This window comes from Aliivibrio friggae (assembly GCF_057368515.1).
In genome coordinates this window covers 1-18,087 of record NZ_CM170649.1, presented here as the reverse complement: position 1 = coordinate 18,087, position 18,087 = coordinate 1, and the positions used below count along the sequence as shown (strand labels likewise).

The following is an 18,087-nucleotide window of genomic DNA, read 5'->3' as shown; positions in this document are numbered from 1 at the left end:
TTTTTTATTTCAGGTATTACTTATTTATTCAGGAAATAGCCATCTTCGATAGTGACTTTTAGAACCACTTTTCGAACACGACTATCGCCATGGAATTTGTAGGCTTTACTGTTATCAAACACTGCGACTTGGCCTTCACAAAGTTGATGTGTTTGACCGTTACCATTTAGGTGTTCACGATCCGTTTCATCGGAATACGCTTGCACGCTTTCTAGTTCAGACTTATTCGCAACCTCAACGGTTTCACGACCTTCTAGGTAGTAATGAATATCAAAGTATCGGCGGTTACCAACAAAGCTTTCTGTGTTTTTAGCCACGCCATCTTCAATCATGTACACCAGAGAATCACCAATTGAATACATGATCCCATCACGTAGATTGCCAATGTTTTCAATCGCTTCAACACAACGGTTCCATTTACGGCCGTCGCGATATACCACTTTAAATTGTTCTAGGTTGTCTAAAATGATCATTACTTTTCTCCGCCTTCAATTGTTGTTTTTGAAGTGAATGCTGTGTTTGAGGTAAATGTGTGATTCGCCAATGTTTTTGGTGAACAGCCACCTTGTTGAAATGGAACCAAAGTTAGTGCGTATTGGAATTTATCCATGTAAACACGGTATGAATCCAACACCTCAGATCCCCAAGAGTTTGAACCTAAGCCCATTAGTTTATGGTCAAGGTTAAGTGTGATGTAACCACTCTTCTCAAGTTCAATCGTGTGCTGTGCTTCATGAATGTTTTGGCTCGTGTAGAACCAAGCGCTAAAGTTAATCTCTTGCTCAGGCTTAACAAATAGACCAGAACCGTGACGATTAGCTAACGATGCCCAACGAACGTGCTGACGGTTACCATTGTTTTGTGGGAACGGGTAGTTCTCAAACATATTCGCTACCGTTGTTTGGTATACATCAATCATGTTTGCTTGTTGGCTGTCTTGGTAGTTCTCTTCAGGACCTCGGCCGTAGTATTGAACTTGGTCAAACTCATTATTGATGCCAAGATCTAAACCAATCACAGGGATAACATGAGGGTAATCACCGTAACGCTCTCCAGATAGCTGAATGTTCAGCTGACCTTCTTTATTGATTTCATAAACGTAAGTACAACGCATACCAAAATCAAACACAGGTGGTGCAATAATGCTGGTTACCGTGAAAGTGGCTTTACCATTTGATGCATCAAGGTCGATAGAGCGGAAGTGCTCTTGCATGATTTGAAGGTGTGCAGGTTCCCACAGGCCTTCATGCTCTTGCTTATGGTTATCCACCATCGGTTTGAAGAAATTCAGCTTAGGTGAGCTTGCAATTAGCTCTTCACCATTTACTAACCATGAGGTTAATTTACCGTTCACCTTCGAGAAAGTAAGCGCAAAGTTCAGACCTTTAACTACATAATCTAAACGAGATGCCGTGATATCAAGTGCGATTGCATTACTGTTAGAGAACACTGGAAGCTGCTCTGTGTTTTCTTTTAATTGAACTTGGTAAATAGCAATGTCGTGATTCGCTTCGCTATACAGAGTGCGAGAATCTTTACGAACCGTGAAGTTAATGAAGGCTTCACGACCATCTAGCTCTGGTAATGTGATTTCAATGTCACGGCTTGAGTTTTCAGTTAAACCTTCTACTTTTAGCGTTGTGCTTTGCAAAGTTTCGCCTTCAGCACGGATCTCAGCGGTAATGGTGTAGTCATCAAGATTAGAGAACCACAGTTTGTTATCAACAGTGAAAATGCCGTTTGCTGCGTCTTTAGCGTGGATCTTAACCGGTGCGATAACTTGCTTGTATTCTTTTAAGCCAGGCCCTGGAGTTTGATCTGAGTAAACCAAACCATCCATGCAGAAGTTGTAGTTGTTTGGATAATCGCCGTAATCGCCACCATATTTTAAGAACTCAGTGCCGTTTTCATCTTTAGCAAGAATGCCGTGATCACACCATTCCCAAACATAATGTCCTTGAATAGAATCATGCTTATAGAACACGTTTTGGTATTCAGTTAACCCTCCTGGGCCATTACCCATTGCGTGTGCGTATTCACAAATGATGCGTGGTTTATTATGAGGATGCTCACCAAAGGCATTCATTAGTTGAGCACGTGAGTACATGGTACTGATGATATCAACCACTTCAGCATCACGGTCTTCTTCATAATGAACCAGACGAGTGTCATCAATTGCTTTTGCTGCATCATACATAGATTTGATATTACAGCCGTAGCCAGATTCGTTACCTAGTGACCACATGATGATTGATGCGTGGTTTTTCTGAGCGTGAATATGGCGTTCAATACGCTCGACAAAGACGTGTTCCCAGGCAGGATCATTGGTAATTCGGCTTAAATCTCCAACGTTAGCAAAGCCGTGCGTTTCTACATCGGTTTCACCCATAACAAACAGACCGTATACATCACACAGTTCATAAAAGCGTGGATCATTAGGGTAGTGAGCAGTACGTACTGAGTTGATGTTGTGTTGTTTCATTAATACGATGTCTTTCTCAACACGATCCATACCCACAGCTCGACCTTTTAGGTGATCGTTATCGTGACGGTTTACACCATGAAGCATGACGTATTTGTTATTGATGTAGAACAGACCATCGCGCACTTTAATGTCACGGAAACCAACACGGTTTGGAATGATTTCTAGTGTTTTTCCGCTTTCATCTTTAAGTGTAAGTACCAATTGGTATAGGTAAGGGTTTTCAGCTGTCCAATGCGTAGGGTTTTCCATATCAATCTTGATATCGACAGTGTATTTCGCATCAAAAGAAAGTGAATTTACAGAGCCTTCAGAAACAACAGCCTTACCATCAAACAGTGTATAATCAAGTGAATAGTTAGATACTGAGTTGTTTGTTAGGTTTTCTAAATCTGCCTTACAAGACAGTGTCGCGCTTTGGTAATTTGCATCAAAATCAGTGCGAATGGTAATGTCTTGAACATGAACTTGCTCTTTACCAACGAGGTAAACATCACGGAAGATACCGCCAGTCCACCACATGTCTTGGTCTTCAATGTAAGTTGAGTCAGCCCATTGCATTACACGAACAGAAAGCAGGTTTTCACCTTGTTGTGCAAATTCAGAGATATCAAATTCAGCGGTTAAACGGCTGCCTTTACTAAAACCAACGTAGTTACCGTTTACGTACACTTCAAAGTAAGTTTCTACGCCATCAAATTTAATAATGGTTTGTTTGTTGTTCCAAGTTTCGCCTAACGTGAAGGTTCGTTGATAAGCGCCCGTAGGGTTGTCACTTGGTACAAAAGGAACATCGATAGGGAAAGGAAAGCCTTCATCTGTGTATTGAAGATCACCATGACCTTCCATTTGCCACATGTTAGGAACGGTAATGCTGCCCCAATCGCTCATGTGCTCAGAGTAGAACTCGTCAGGTACAAGTAATGGATTAGTAAAGAAGTTGAAATTCCATTGGCCACTTAATAGCTGGTAGTGGCTGCTTAATTCACGTTGGAATGTCTTTGCAGACTGAACTGAATCGTATGAGAAAAAGTAAGCACGCGGTGCCATTCTGTTTTCATTAAGGCGGAAGAAGTTTTCCCAATTGTTCACGTGTAGCCTCCCGGACGATGCCGATAGTTCTTATAAATAGGTAATTAATAACTCTCTGGTAAAAGATATTAACTAAAGTTTTAGTAAAATAAATTGGTAAATTGTCTTACTTTTAACTTGGTCACATATTGAACTGAGCTTTGTGAGCTTGGTAACGTTAATAAGAGTTGTAGAAACAATTCATTAACCTTAATTGATTAATAAATAGATAAAATAATCGTGAAGTGATGGTGTATTGTGCAGAAATAGAAAAGATTAGAGTAAATCGTTAAAATTTAGGTGTAAAAAAAGCAGCGAGATAAACGCTGCTTTTATTAAAATAAAAAAGAGTTTTTAGTTATTTTTTAGTGGTATCACGCAAGCGTAATTTACTTGGAATATACACACGAACAGGGATTACTCGTTCATCACGACGGCGCTCAAGTAACAAGTTAACGCCTTGGCTTCCCATCAGTTCTGAATGAATACGAACGGTAGACAGAGAAGGGAAGGTAAACTTGGCGGTTGGTATGTCATTAACACTGATTAAAGCAATGTCTTCTGGAATGCGTAAGCCTTTTTCATGGATAGCACGCAATACACCAATAGCAATAGAGTCAGAAGCAATAAACAGAGCATTTGCATGATCGGTTTCTAGCATTGCTTTAGCCAGTTTATAACCTGATGAACTTGAGAAATCACCACGGTAAAGGTCAGATTCAGAGACTACGCCTTTTAACTGACCGTATTCCGCAAACACTTCTTCACGGATATCAGAACAATCAATATCATCTTGACCACCAATAAAACCAATACGATCGTAACCTTGATTGATAAAGTAGTTGATGACTTCCTTACTGATACGCGCAAGATCAATATCAACAGAATCAAAGTTTTGTTCGTGATCGGTATAATCAATATAAACAATGTTTTTACTGATCTTTTGAATCGCTTTTAATTGAGCTTTACTTTGACGACCGACGAGTAAAATACCATCGACATTCGGGTTTTTAATCTCAAGACTGCTTTCATAGCTATTGGTCAACGTGATATCAAATTTATCACACTGAGTCTCGATACCGTGTCGAATAGCAAGGTAGTAAGGATCATTGACTTCAGTTTCTTGTTTATAATTATATAAAGCCAGAAAGTGTAATTGTTCTTTTGCTACTTGAGGTAAGGCACTGGCCAGTTTACGAGTCGAGCTGGTTTTGTACTCAAGCTTTTCTGCGATCTCGAAAATACGTCGCTTAGTTTCTTCTTTTACACTTAGCGTAGGATCTTCATTTAATACACGAGATACCGTTGCCAATGAAACGCCAGCTTCGTTGGCTATTTCCTTTAACGTTGCCATTCATCCTCCAGCCTTTATTTATTAATATTCCAGTATATTACTGAATAAATGATGACTTTGATACTTAAATATCATTTTTACTAAAGTTTTACTTGGTTTCGCTATCGTGACTTTTGATATAAGAATCCAATAGGGGCAACAGATTGATTAAATAGACGTTTTCTTTGTGCTAAAAACAGTTCGGCGGTTGAAATTGCATCGACTAAAGCGTGATGAGCAGGGTAATCTGGTAGGTTATATTGGCGTCTGAGAGAGAATAAACGGAAATCTCTTTGATGGCGATTATATTCAATTGTATTTTGTTCAATTCTCAATGTGTCTAACCAAATTATGGGTAGGTTTGGAAGTTGGTGTGACAGAAAAAATTGTTCTAAAAAACGCTGTTCTATTGTGGCACCATGAACAATTAAAATACTGTTTGGAAGGCTGGTAAAGAACCGTTCCATTGCCTTTTCAATTGATATACCCGTCTTTTGCTGTTCAGGCAAAATGTGATGCAACGAACGAGCGGTATGGTCTACCTCGGTATGTTCAGACGGCGATCTTTCTACTGTTGGTTCATTGATAATGTAATGTTGAGCTCTGCTAAGTTTAATTGTATTTTTAATAATATGAACCCAACCGATGCTGACAATATGATCGCTTTCTGGGTTAAGTCCTGAAGTTTCAAAATCTACGACAGTAAAGGTGATGTTATTACTGTCTTCTTTTGGGCTTGGATAAGGAGATTCAAGCAAACTTGTTAAGTAATTCGGTAGCGCTACATCTTGTGCTATTAACGTTTGTCTTTGTTCTTCTAAATGAATCAATGGATGGCGATTAGAAAATAAGTCCATCATGTGGTTGATTATATTTTTGTTCGTTAATGATTTATTTGGCATTTGTTAGACACCAAACTTCATTTTCATTAACTCTTGAAAGCTTGACACAATACGGAACGCATCTTTTATATGCTGACGTTCAAAACTACCAAATAAATCTGGTTGAAGTTGATTATCAATGGGTTTTTCATTTTGTATTGCTTGTAATTGGTGCTGAAATCTCAGGCGATTAGCATAATGATAGGTTTCACTGAGATCTTGATAAGTGACATCATTTAACACGTTATTCTCATGTAAAAACTCCATTCGTTCGCTGGTGTTTAGGGCTGTTCCTCCCTCCATTAATGAATGAATACGAATAAAGTCAACCATGCAAGAGATAGCGGCTTTTTTGATATTTAATACTTTATTATCATTACCGTCCTTTTCTAATACCAGATGCTTGAATATCCCCAGTGGTGGACGCGTTCTTAAGGTATTACGAAGCATTGCGATAGTGAGTGACATATTTTTACTTACCAATTCATGACGGCAAGCATCAACATTCTCAAATAGGCCTTCATCACCATAAACCGGACGAATTTCTAAAAATACATTTAGATTAAGCAATAAATCGTATTCAGGATTAGTACTCCATTTACGATAATATTCCTGCCAGATGTGCGCTTTTTGGCACCATTTAGGTGTGGCTGCCATGAAGCGGCCTGTACATAAGCTGTAATCTAACTCAGAAAGTGCTTTACATACGTACATTGCAAAATGGTTGAAATAAATCCTATCAGAGCCCGTAGCATCGTCAGCAAGGATAATGGCATTGTCTTGATCAGAAGCTAAGTGCACTTCATTTCGAGCATGAGAGCCTGCGACTATCCAAGTAAATTTACAAGGTGGTTGTCCAAATTGATCGATAGCGAGTTCGATTAATCGATAAGTGAAGGCATCGTAAATCATACTCAGAACTTGTCCGATGGTGGTTGGTGATGCGTTACTCTCCATCATGCTTTGAAATACGGCACTGCGCTGTTTAGATAAATCGATTAAAGCCGCAATCGAGTCAGCGTGACGAATTTTATCAAGTAAGAAAATAGATTGAACACTGTCGTTCTGAATTAAATGCTGCGGAGTGATAAATCCTGTGACTTGTTTTTGACTATTGAGTACAGGAATGTTTTGAATATTGTGCTTCATCATTAACTGAACCGCGCTCATTACTAGCTCATCTTCATACACAGTATGGATATCTTGAGTCATGATAGAACTGATGGGTTCATGCACGTTTTTGGCTTGAGCAACAACGCGCTTAGTCATGTCTTTATCAGTAATCATTCCTATTAAAATGCTATTTTTATCAACGATAAACGCGCAAGAAACCCCAATAACATTGCGCATTTGATGGGCGACTTCTTGAATCGTATCCGTTGGAGATACGATGGCTATTTTAGGATCGGCAATATCACTATTAGGACGAAGATAGTTCTGATGGGTACGTTGTTCACTGTCTTGCTTAGCATCTTGTGCTCGTAAACGAGTCTTTAAACTTAAAGCAAGAGATGAGGCAACCTGAGGGTAAGCGCCAACTGATGCCATTAACGATGCGTAATCAAAACGATAAAGAAGCGTATTTTCTATAGCTAAAATAGAGTAACCAAACTCTGAGTTATTTTGTTGTAGGTTAAAACCAAAAATGTCTTCTTCCCCTAATTTGGCACGTAGTGTTCCATCGAGGTTATTCTGCTGCACAACACCAGTTCGAATAATATAAAGATAGGTCGAATCATCGTCATTTTCGATGGTTTCTTCAGGACCAAGTAATAAGATATCGACAGTTTGAGCGATGTCATTGAGCGCAGTGGAAGGCAATAAGTTAAAAGGATAAATTGTTTGTAAGAAGGAAACAATGTTAGGGAGGAGTTCATTATTCATATCGATAGCGCCTTCTTATGTGTTTGTTATTATTAATGCCTTTTACTTTAATCTAGTATTGAAGGCTATTCATAGTAATCATAATAAAGCGATAATTAATATGAATAGCCTCATCACAAGATGAGGCTAGAGAAGATTACCAGAATACTGAGTACAGCACTGCAAGAATAATCACAACTACGTAAGCGGCAATATTGAAACTACGCTCAGTAGTAAACATGGAAGAATCTAATGCGATAGCTTTAGGGTCATCATCATGCTCTGAATGACTTAGGCTAGTAAATGCAATTACTGCCATTGTAAATAGAAGTGTGTATAGCATTTGATCCATGAAAGGCATATTTAGCGGCATAAATTTTAAGAATAGTGCGAATGGAATCGACACTATCACGCCAGTAACTGCGCCTTTACTGTTGGTTTTTTTCCAAAATAAGCCTAGTAAGAAAACAGCTAAGATACCCGGGCTAACTAAACCTGTATATTCTTGAATATATTGGAATGCTTGACCAAGATTACTTAGCATTGGTGCGATTAGACAAGCAATGATTAATGCTACAATAGCTGACATTCGACCTACATTTACAAGCTTATGGTCACCCGTATTTTTCCCTATATACTCTTTGTAAATATCCATAGTGAAAATCGTGGCGGTTGAGTTCAGCATTGAAGCCAATGATGAAACAATTGCTGCAGCTAGAGCAGCAAAAACGATGCCTTTAAAGCCAACAGGTAAGAATTGAGTTAGCCAAGGGTAGGCTTTATCGGCATGAGCAAGAGAGGGCATGTTTGTTGTTGCTACGCTACCAAGCTGTGACATCAATTCTGGTGACGTTGTGATTACATAAGCAGCAATACCCGGAACAACGACAAGGAATGGTACTATTAATTTTAAGAATGCTGCAAAAATAATTCCTTTTTGTGCTTCAGCAATCGATTTTGCCGCTAAGGTTCGTTGAATGATGTATTGGTTAAAGCCCCAGTAATATAGATTTGCAACCCATAAACCACCAATAAGAACCGCAATACCAGGTAAATTCATATATTGAGGATTACTTTGATCTAAGATCATCTCAAAATGTTCTGGTGCTGCTTCAGCCATTTTAGATAAACCGCTGAACCAACCATCAGATCCGCCAATAAAGTCCACTGCCATATAAGTGGTTAATAGACCACCAAGAATTAGGAAGAAAACTTGTATAACGTCTGTCCACACAACCGCAGATAGGCCACCATAAATAGAGTAAGCTAATGCAAATAGAGCTAAACCAAGAATAGAGTACATGAGTGGAATACCAAGGATAGTTTGTAATGCAAGCCCACCTAAATACAATACAGAGGTTAAGTTTACGAATACATACAATGCAATCCAGAATATGGCTAAGATAGTTTTTAAGTTTTTGTTAAAGCGTTTTTCTACAAACTCTGGAATAGTGTAAATGCCTTTATCAATAAATATTGGCAGGAAGTACTTACCAACAATAATCAATGTAATTGCAGCCATCCATTCATATGAAGCAATAGCTAAACCAATCGAAAAGCCAGAACCTGACATTCCAATAAACTGTTCAGCTGAAATGTTAGCAGCAATTAATGATGAACCTACTGCCCACCAAGGAAGCGATTTTCCTGCGAGAAAGTATTCTTCTGTACTTTTTTGAGAGCCTTTTTTATCTCTCGATACCCAGAGACCAACGCCGATAATAATTGCTACATAGAGAGCAAAAACAATGATGTCGACAACTCCTAATCCATTTTCTATATCAGACATAGCATTAAACCTACCACTTGTTGTTTTGATTTGAAGTTGGATTGTAAACGTTTACAATTTTAAGGGTGGTGATAGGTGTCACAGAATGTTACAAATAGAATTAATTTTAAATAAACATTCTAAAGTGTTGTTTTATATTGAATTGAAAAGGGGTTGTACCGAATTTTTAGTATGATTATGTTATTTTCCTGGTAATGTAAACGTTTACATTTATTTGAAAGTGATCACGATATTATTTTAAAGGCACTGGTAAACTTTACTAAAATCTAGCAGGAAGAGTTAATCATGAAAGTATTAGTAACTGGCGGAATGGGCTATATCGGTAGCCACACATGTATTCAAATGATTGAAGCAGGCATTGAACCTATCATTTTGGATAACTTGGAAAACAGCAAAGTCGCAGTGCTTGATCGCATCGAAGCGTTAACTCAAGTTCGTCCTGTCTTTTATCAGGGAGACATTCGTGATGAAGCTTTTCTAGATAGTATTTTTGCTGAACACACTATTTCATCTGTGATCCACTTTGCTGGTTTAAAAGCAGTGGGTGAGTCTGTTGCAAAACCTCTAGAGTATTACGACAACAACGTTAATGGTTCATTGGTGCTGGCTCGATCAATGCGAAAAGCGAATGTAAAAAGCATCGTATTTAGCTCATCAGCAACTGTTTATGGCGATCCTGCTATTGTTCCTATTACTGAAAACTCACCAACTGGCGCAACCACAAATCCTTATGGTCGCAGTAAATACATGGTTGAAGAGTGTTTCTCTGATCTGTTTGATGCAGAGAACGATTGGAGCATTACCTTACTTCGCTATTTCAACCCAGTAGGCGCACATCCATCTGGCACCATGGGGGAAGACCCTCAAGGAATTCCAAATAACCTAATGCCATTTATTGCTCAAGTTGCGGTTGGCCGTCGTGAATCATTGTCTGTATTTGGTAATGATTACCCAACCCCAGATGGCACAGGCGTCCGTGATTATATTCATGTGATGGATTTAGCGGATGGACACATCGCCGCATTAAAAGCCGTGGGTGAAAAATCAGGCCTTCATATTTACAACTTAGGCACAGGTAAAGGTTCAAGTGTTTTAGAAATGCTTGAGGCGTTTGCCGAAGCTTCAGGTAAGCCAGTTCCTTATACTTTATGTCCTCGACGTGCGGGTGATATTGCTGAATGTTGGGCAAGCACTGAAAAAGCAGAGAAAGAATTAGGCTGGAAAGCGACTCGCAATGTGATGGAAATGAGTGCGGATACATGGCGCTGGCAGTCGAATAATCCTGAAGGTTATTAAGATCTAAAAGAGTAGAGTTCAGAATTCAGATCAGTCGCAAGCTCCCTGAGAGAGTTCAGAGAAGAGCATAGAGCGATCTCCAAGTTTGAGTTCATATTTATTTAAAGAATTGAGTATAAAAATTATGTCAAATGTTGAGTTTAACCCAGTAGATCATCCACATCGCCGTTATAACCCATTAACGGGTCAGTGGATTTTAGTCTCGCCACATCGTGCGAAACGTCCGTGGAGTGGTCAAGATGAAAAACCATCAACGGCTGAATTACCACAATATGACAAAGGCTGTTTCTTATGCCCAACCAATGACCGTATCTCTGGTGATACCAACCCAGACTATAAAGGCACTTACGTATTCAGTAATGACTTTGCCGCACTAATGACGGATTCACCAGAAGCGCCACAGTCAACAAATCCATTATTTAAAACACAAGGGGTTCGTGGGTTAAGTCGTGTTATTTGCTTCTCGCCTGATCACAGCAAAACCTTGCCAGAACTGCCAGTAGGTCAAATTCGTAATGTGATTGATACATGGAACGATCAAATTGAAGAGTTAGGTAAAGAGTACGTTTGGGTACAAGCATTTGAGAATAAAGGCGAGACAATGGGGTGTTCTCAACCGCATCCACACGGTCAAATCTGGGCAAACAGCTTCCTACCCAATGAGATTGAGCGCAAAGAAAAACATCTTAAAGAGTATTACCAAGAATACGGTTCAAACTTGTTAGTTGATTATGTTGAATCAGAACTAAAAGATGGAGAACGTACGGTAGTAGAAACGGAACATTGGATTGCAGTAGTCCCTTATTGGGCTGCATGGCCGTTTGAAACCATGTTACTACCAAAAACACACATTCGCCGCATGAGTGAATTAACGGACGAGCAACGTGATGATTTGGCGTTAGCAATCAAAAAACTAACCAGCCGTTACGACAACTTGTTCCAGTGTTCATTCCCATACTCAATGGGTTGGCATTACGCGCCTTTCTTTGAAGAGGGCACAGACGTTGATCATTGGCAGCTGCATGCACTGTTTTATCCGCCACTGCTTCGCTCTGCATCGGTTCGTAAATTCATGGTGGGTTACGAAATGTTAGCCGAAAGCCAACGAGATTTAACTGCAGAGCAAGCCGCGCAAAAACTGCGTGATGTGAGTGATGTGCATTATAAGGATTAGGGACTAGGACGCTTCGCTAAAGGATTCAGGGGTATTTGTTGTGACTATGGTGTCTAACGAATGTAACCCTGAAACCTGCAGGGAGCTTGCGACCGACCTGAAACCTAAAGATAGAATTCCCTACAAAATTTGAGAACAAGACGATGACAAATTTAATTAAAAACGTAAAAGACGCATTCAACTCAGTACTTTCTTACGCTCCAACACACATTGTTCAAGCGCCGGGCCGTGTGAACTTAATTGGTGAACACACCGATTACAACGATGGTTTTGTATTGCCTTGTGCGATTAACTACCAAACGGTCGTTGCAGCTGCAAAGCGTGATGACAATATTGTTCGTGTCGTATCGGTAGATTATGGTAATGAAACCGACGAGTTTGATATTACTCAAGAGATCACATTCCAAGAAAACAAAATGTGGTCGAACTACATTCGTGGTGTGGTGAAATGTTTAATTGGTCGTGGTTTTGAATTCAAAGGGGCAGATATTTCAGTATCAGGAAACGTTCCTCAAGGTGCAGGTCTTAGCTCATCAGCCGCATTAGAAGTGGTTATTGGTCAGACTTTTAAAGAGCTTTATAACCTAAACATTAGCCAAGCAGAAATTGCGCTAAATGGTCAGCAAGCAGAGAACGAATTTGTTGGTTGTAACTGCGGCATTATGGATCAAATGGTTTCAGCGGAAGGTAACGGAAACCACGCAATGTTACTCGATTGTCGCTCACTAGAAACCACAGCGGTATCAATGCCAGAAGACATGTCAGTGGTTATTATTAACTCAAATAAAAAACGTGGTTTGGTTGATTCAGAATACAACACTCGCCGTGAGCAATGTGAACAAGCCGCACGCATCTTTGGTGTAAAAGCACTGCGCGATGTAAGCATTGAAGAGTTCAACGCAAAAGCACATGAATTGGATGAAATGGTCGCAAAACGTGCGCGTCACGTGATTACAGAAAATGATCGTACCGAAGAAGCGGCAAAAGTGTTAGCGTCAGGGGATATGAAACGCATGGCTGTTCTTATGGCTGAATCTCATGCCTCGATGCGCGATGATTTTGAAATCACAGTAAACGAAGTCGATACCTTAGTTGATATCGTTAAAAACGTGATTGGCACAGAAGGCGGCGTTCGTATGACAGGTGGTGGTTTTGGTGGTTGTATCGTAGCTTTAGTTCCGCCAGTATTAGTGGATGAAGTTAAAGCAGCGGTTGAAGAGCTATACGAAACCGCAACAGGCCTAAAAGAATCAATTTATGTGTGCCAAGCAAAAAATGGTGCAGGTTTAGTGGAAGTGCTGTAAGGAATACACATGACAGAACAATCAACATTGTTCGAAACCATGACACAGGAGGCGGCCAGCGATGGTCGCCTTGCTCAGTTATTCGAACTCAAAAATGAAAACGGAATGTGCGCTGTGTTTATGGATATTGGTGCGACGTGGTTAAGTTGCAAAGTGCCAGTAAAAGGTAAACTACGTGAAGTCTTGCTGGGTCAATCGACAATGGCGGGTTTTAAAAAACAAGCAAGTTATATGGGTGTTACTGTAGGTCGCTATGCCAATCGAATTGCGAATGGTCAGTTTAAAATTGATGGCACTAAATACCAAGTAGATACCAACCAAGCAGGCAATACTTTACACGGTGGTTCAGAAGGGTTTGATAAGCGTCGTTGGTCAGTCGTAAAAGAGACAACAAACAGCATTGAATTTAGCTTAATTTCACCTGATGGTGACCAAGGTTTTCCGGGCGAGTTAACGGTTTTTGTTTCCTATCAACTGACTGATGATAATCAAATCGTGATCAGTTATAACGGACGTAGCACCAAATCAACCCCAGTTAATTTAACCAATCATGCCTACTTCAACCTACTTGGTGCAGACAGTGATTCTCTGGGTTTAGACCATATTCTAAGTATCAACGCCAGTGAGTACGTACCAACAAGTGAAGTTGGTATTCCAAAAGGTGCATGGAAAAAAGTAAAAGACACAAATTTTGATTTCACCGATCCAAAAGTGATCTCACAAGATTTTATGCTAGACAAAGATCAAGATAACGCCAAAGGTTATGACCACTCATTTGTGCTAGATAAAACTTGTGCAAAAGGGGAGTGTGCAGCAAGCTTAACGTCTCCTGATAGCTTAGTCACAATGCATGTGGTGACCACAAAACCAGCAATACAGCTGTATACCGGAAATTGGTTAGCAGGTACACCAAATCGTATTGATGGTGACTATCAAGATTATTCAGGTGTGGCATTAGAAACCCAATTCTTACCAGATGCGCCAAATCATCCTGAATGGCCTCAACCTAGTAGCCTTCTTTCGTCGAGTGATACTTACCAACACGAGACTCGATATCAATTTATTGTCTAATACGTATTTAGATTGGTATTAAAGAGGATATTATCAATAATGTAATTAAAATCCCTACGAGTTAATCGATTAGGGATTTTTTTGTTTTAGGCATTAATGTGGCTCGGATCTGAAATTTGTAGGATTTCTAGGAAAAAAGTGACTATGCTGATTATAGTTAATTATTAAATCAATAAGATAAGTGCTAGGTTTTTATGGCGAATAATATGTCACTAAAGAAAAAGAGCATGCTGGCATTAGCGTGCTACGTATGTTTTTTAATTACAATTATCGGCAGCATTACCTATTATGTTGTTGAGCCGCCTATTCGTGAAAATCTAGAAAACAACCTGAATCTAAGAACTCAACTGCTTGCCCGAGAAATAGATGATCCATTAAGTCATTCCCTTTCCACACTACACGCTTTAGTTGGGGTTGCGGTGAGTGGATATTCTCCCGATATCATTACAAATATGCTTTCTTCGGTATTAAAAGAAAGTGATGACATCATTATCAGTGGCGGTATATGGCCTGAGCCGAATACGTTACTTCCCTCAAAACAGCTTGCGAGTTTATTTTTCTCTCGAAATGAAGAGGGGAAAGTTGAGCTGATTAATGATTACAATATCCCTAGCGTATCTCCCTATCAAAAAGAATCTTGGTATGTTTCGGTTGCACATGAAAAGAGTGTTAATCAAATATCATGGTCAGACGTTTATATTGATCCTTTCACTAAACAAAATATGATAACCGCCTCTCAACCCTATTTTGATAAAGGCCAATTTGTTGGTGTTGCGACGATTGATATTTCACTAAAAGGGCTGCTCGGTGTTATTGAAGCTCAAGCAGAAAAGCACAAATTAGGTATTATTATTAATAATGGTGATACAACCATCGCAGACTATAAATTTAACGTGCAAGATGATATGTACATTGTTAAACATATTATGAATGACTTTAACTGGAAGATACAAGTTGTAAACTCATACCGAACAGTTGCTGATGATATTTATGAACAAATAATTAATGTTGAATTAGGTATTGTTCCTATTTTGCTATTGTGTGTAATTATGGCTTACTACTTTATTAATCGTAGTTTAATTAAGCCTATTGTATTGATATCAGAGCAAATTAATAACACTAATTTGAGCGATGTTATTGATATCAATTACACCTATAATGATGAAATTGGCAACCTGATTGGGTCTTTTAATAAGAAAACAGAAAATCTAGAGATAGAGAAAGTAAAAGCAGAAGCGTCAACTAAAGCCAAAAGCTCGTTTCTTGCCAATATGTCTCATGAAATTCGAACGCCATTAAATGGCATTATCGGTATGTCTGATATTTTAGGTGGAACAGAACTAAACCCAGTACAATCTGAATATTTACAAACCATTGATATCTCCTCTCAAGCTTTACTGTTATTGATTAATGATATTTTGGATTTATCGAAAATAGAATCTGGTAATTTAGTGCTTGTACCACAAAAATCAAATGTTGCAGAGGTCGCCTATGACACAGTAACTGTGATGCTTAGTAAGGCTTCAGATAAGGGATTAGCGTTGCAAATTGAGCTAGATCCTGAATTGCCTAAATACGTTATGCTTGATGAACATCGCCTTCGTCAGGTATTAATGAATTTATTATCTAATGCCGTAAAATTTACCGAAACAGGTGCCGTGATTTTATCTATAAATTACGAAGACAAACCCAATAATTGTGGATCTTTACTGTTTTCAGTAAAAGATACAGGGATAGGGATTAGAAAAGATAAATTAGAGCAGGTATTTGAACCATTCACACAAGAAGACGGCTCTATTACGCGAGAATTTGGTGGAACAGGTTTAGGACTTGCGATTTGTCGTCAATTGGTTGAACTGCTTGGCGGGAATATTAAATTAGAATCAGAAAAAGGATTTGGTAGTAAATTTTATTTCAGACTTGAAGTGGATGTTGTAGAGAAAAATACAGCGACGGAAGACGATTACAGTGATACTAAGTGCTTAATTATAAGTAATAAAAATCACTATTCTTCTAAATTAGAATCAGAATGTAATAAGTTAGGTTTACAAACCAGTATCCTTCCTAAGCTTAATAAAAAAGAAGATCTTTCAAAACAGTATGATGTGATTGTGTATTGCCAAAACACCTTAACAGCGACAGTAGAGGAGGTGAAAATACTGAATGAATCCAATGAACGTGCTGCCATATTGTTATGTAAGAAACAACAAGATGAAAAAGCAGATTTCAGTAATGAAATAGACGGATTGATTATTTACCCTCTTCTTGGTCAGCGTTTTACTAAGTTAATGGCTAATGCTGTACAGAAAGCCAGCCAGAAAGAGCAGGATAATCAAGAGACGAAGCCAAATGCAGATACAGTTGATAGCATTAATACCGTCGCTGATATGACAGTGAAAGAGAAAACAATATTGGTGGTGGAAGACAATCTTATTAATCAAAAAGTAGCGTCATTATTATTAGTAAAAGAAGGCTATATTGTTGCCTTAGCCAATGATGGGAAAGAAGCCGTTGATATGGTGAAAGCTCAATCTTCGGTGTATTCATTGATATTAATGGATTGCATGATGCCAATTATGGATGGTTTTGCGGCGACAGAGGCTATTCGAGCGTGGGAGCAAGAGCAAATGGTAAAACGACTCCCAATCATTGCATTAACAGCCAGTGTATTTGTGGAAGATATTGATAAGTGCTACGAATCAGGAATGGATGATTACGTAGCAAAACCATTTAAAAAAGAGTTGGTGCTAGAAAAACTAGAAGCCTATACATAGGCAACTTACTGCCTATCCGTTTTTATTAAACAGTAAGCTAGTCTTCAATTCTCTTGTTTGATTACTGATGAGCGCTCTACCAAGGTAGCTTGAAAAATAGCCCTTTGAGTAGTGCCTGTATTTCCCTTTGCTAAAGCTAATGAGAGTTCAGCAGCTTGCTCAGCCATTGTCTGAATAGGGTAATCAATCGTACTGAGTTTTGGGTATAAATACTTAGCGATGAGTCCGTTATCAAACCCCATTAAAGAAATATCTTTTGGAACAGATATTTGATGTTTCTCTAATGCCGACAAGGCACCTGCCGCCATATAATCGTTATAACAAACGACAGCTGTAATTGGTAAGTTTCGTGATAACAATTTTGTCATTGCCGCTTCGCCACCCTCATCAGTAGGCTGTGCTTCTGCGCTGTAGTTTTCATCAACGACTATGTTATGAGTTTCTAAGGCTTGTAGGTAACCCGCTTTACGGTGGTGGCTATCATCAATATCGTGTTCAGAGTTAATATACGCAATGTATTTATGCCCTTGAGTAATAAGATACTCTGTTGCTAGATTTGCCCCGTGTTGGTTATCTAATGAAATACAGCGATCTGCAATCTCAGGAATATGGCGATTGATAATAACCAACCCTGGTACTTCCTCAGCAAATTGCAGCAATTCTTGGTCGCTTAATCCTTTTGAATGAATAATCAGAGACTCACAGCGGTTATTAATGAGTAACTCAATGGCCTCTTTCTCTGTGGTAGCATCATGATAACCATTGCCGATAAGTAGGTGTTTTTGATGAGCTTGAGCAACATTATCAACCGCTTTAAGCAGTGAACCAAAAAATGGGTCAGAAACATCGCCCACCATAACCCCAATCGTATTGGTACTTTTGCTAACTAATGCACGAGCATTTGCATTTGGGCGATACCCCAGTTTTTTCATGGCAGTATTGACCGATTCGATAGCCGCCTTACTCGCTTTGGGCGATTTATTTACCACTCTAGACACAGTGGCAACAGATACCCCTGCTTCTTTTGCAACATCTTTAATGGTCGCCAT

The 18,087-nt window shown here is 39.1% G+C and carries 12 protein-coding genes; 5 read left to right on the top strand and 7 right to left on the bottom strand.

Translation table 11 applies throughout. The features are described 5' to 3' along the window. Nucleotides 1-20 precede the first annotated feature (20 nt). The 6 genes from AC2INI_RS13785 to AC2INI_RS13760 all read right to left on the bottom strand — a co-directional run bounded on the left by AC2INI_RS13785 (nt 21) and on the right by AC2INI_RS13760 (nt 9,419). A complete protein-coding gene (locus tag AC2INI_RS13785) occupies nt 21-473 on the bottom strand; it encodes a beta-galactosidase subunit beta (protein WP_045103681.1) in 453 nt (150 codons plus the stop codon). Further along, nucleotides 473-3,574, bottom strand: coding sequence for a beta-galactosidase subunit alpha (ebgA, locus tag AC2INI_RS13780; protein ID WP_486306114.1), 3,102 nt, complete (start codon nt 3,572-3,574; stop codon nt 473-475). Before ebgA ends, AC2INI_RS13785 begins: the two co-directional genes overlap by 1 nt. 337 nt (nt 3,575-3,911) lie before the next feature. Further along, nucleotides 3,912-4,907: a transcriptional regulator EbgR gene (gene ebgR / locus AC2INI_RS13775; protein WP_486306113.1), complete on the bottom strand. Its 996-nt coding sequence runs from the start codon at nt 4,905-4,907 to the stop codon at nt 3,912-3,914. Nucleotides 4,908-5,008: 101 nt separating this feature from the next. Beyond that, nucleotides 5,009-5,788, bottom strand: coding sequence for a 3'-5' exonuclease (locus AC2INI_RS13770; RefSeq protein WP_486306112.1), 780 nt, complete (start codon nt 5,786-5,788; stop codon nt 5,009-5,011). Between the two features lie 3 nt (nt 5,789-5,791). After that, a complete protein-coding gene (locus tag AC2INI_RS13765) occupies nt 5,792-7,651 on the bottom strand; it encodes a DUF294 nucleotidyltransferase-like domain-containing protein (RefSeq protein WP_486306111.1) in 1,860 nt (619 codons plus the stop codon). A gap of 136 nt (nt 7,652-7,787) precedes the next feature. Beyond that, nucleotides 7,788-9,419 (bottom strand): sodium/sugar symporter, encoded by a 1,632-nt coding sequence (locus AC2INI_RS13760; protein ID WP_486306110.1) that lies wholly within the window; start codon nt 9,417-9,419, stop codon nt 7,788-7,790. 285 nt (nt 9,420-9,704) lie between these two features. Between AC2INI_RS13760 and galE the strand changes: the two genes are divergently transcribed. From galE to AC2INI_RS13735, 5 genes are all read left to right on the top strand, one after another. Further along, nucleotides 9,705-10,715, top strand: coding sequence for a UDP-glucose 4-epimerase GalE (galE, locus tag AC2INI_RS13755; protein ID WP_486306109.1), 1,011 nt, complete (start codon nt 9,705-9,707; stop codon nt 10,713-10,715). 124 nt (nt 10,716-10,839) lie between these two features. Further along, the gene (locus AC2INI_RS13750) at nt 10,840-11,889 is read left to right on the top strand and encodes a UDP-glucose--hexose-1-phosphate uridylyltransferase (protein ID WP_486306108.1); all 1,050 of its coding nucleotides are present in this window, start codon (nt 10,840-10,842) and stop codon (nt 11,887-11,889) included. A 143-nt stretch (nt 11,890-12,032) separates the two neighbouring features. Beyond that, on the top strand, nt 12,033-13,193 hold the full coding sequence (gene galK / locus AC2INI_RS13745; RefSeq protein ID WP_486306107.1) for a galactokinase: 1,161 nt from the start codon (nt 12,033-12,035) through the stop codon (nt 13,191-13,193). A gap of 9 nt (nt 13,194-13,202) precedes the next feature. After that, on the top strand, nt 13,203-14,264 hold the full coding sequence (gene galM / locus AC2INI_RS13740; RefSeq protein WP_122032002.1) for a galactose-1-epimerase: 1,062 nt from the start codon (nt 13,203-13,205) through the stop codon (nt 14,262-14,264). A 206-nt stretch (nt 14,265-14,470) separates the two neighbouring features. Next, nucleotides 14,471-17,038 (top strand): ATP-binding protein, encoded by a 2,568-nt coding sequence (locus AC2INI_RS13735; RefSeq protein WP_486306106.1) that lies wholly within the window; start codon nt 14,471-14,473, stop codon nt 17,036-17,038. A 44-nt stretch (nt 17,039-17,082) separates the two neighbouring features. Here the strand turns inward: AC2INI_RS13735 and AC2INI_RS13730 are convergent, their stop codons facing one another. Then, on the bottom strand, nt 17,083-18,087 hold the full coding sequence (locus AC2INI_RS13730) for a substrate-binding domain-containing protein (RefSeq protein WP_486306105.1): 1,005 nt from the start codon (nt 18,085-18,087) through the stop codon (nt 17,083-17,085).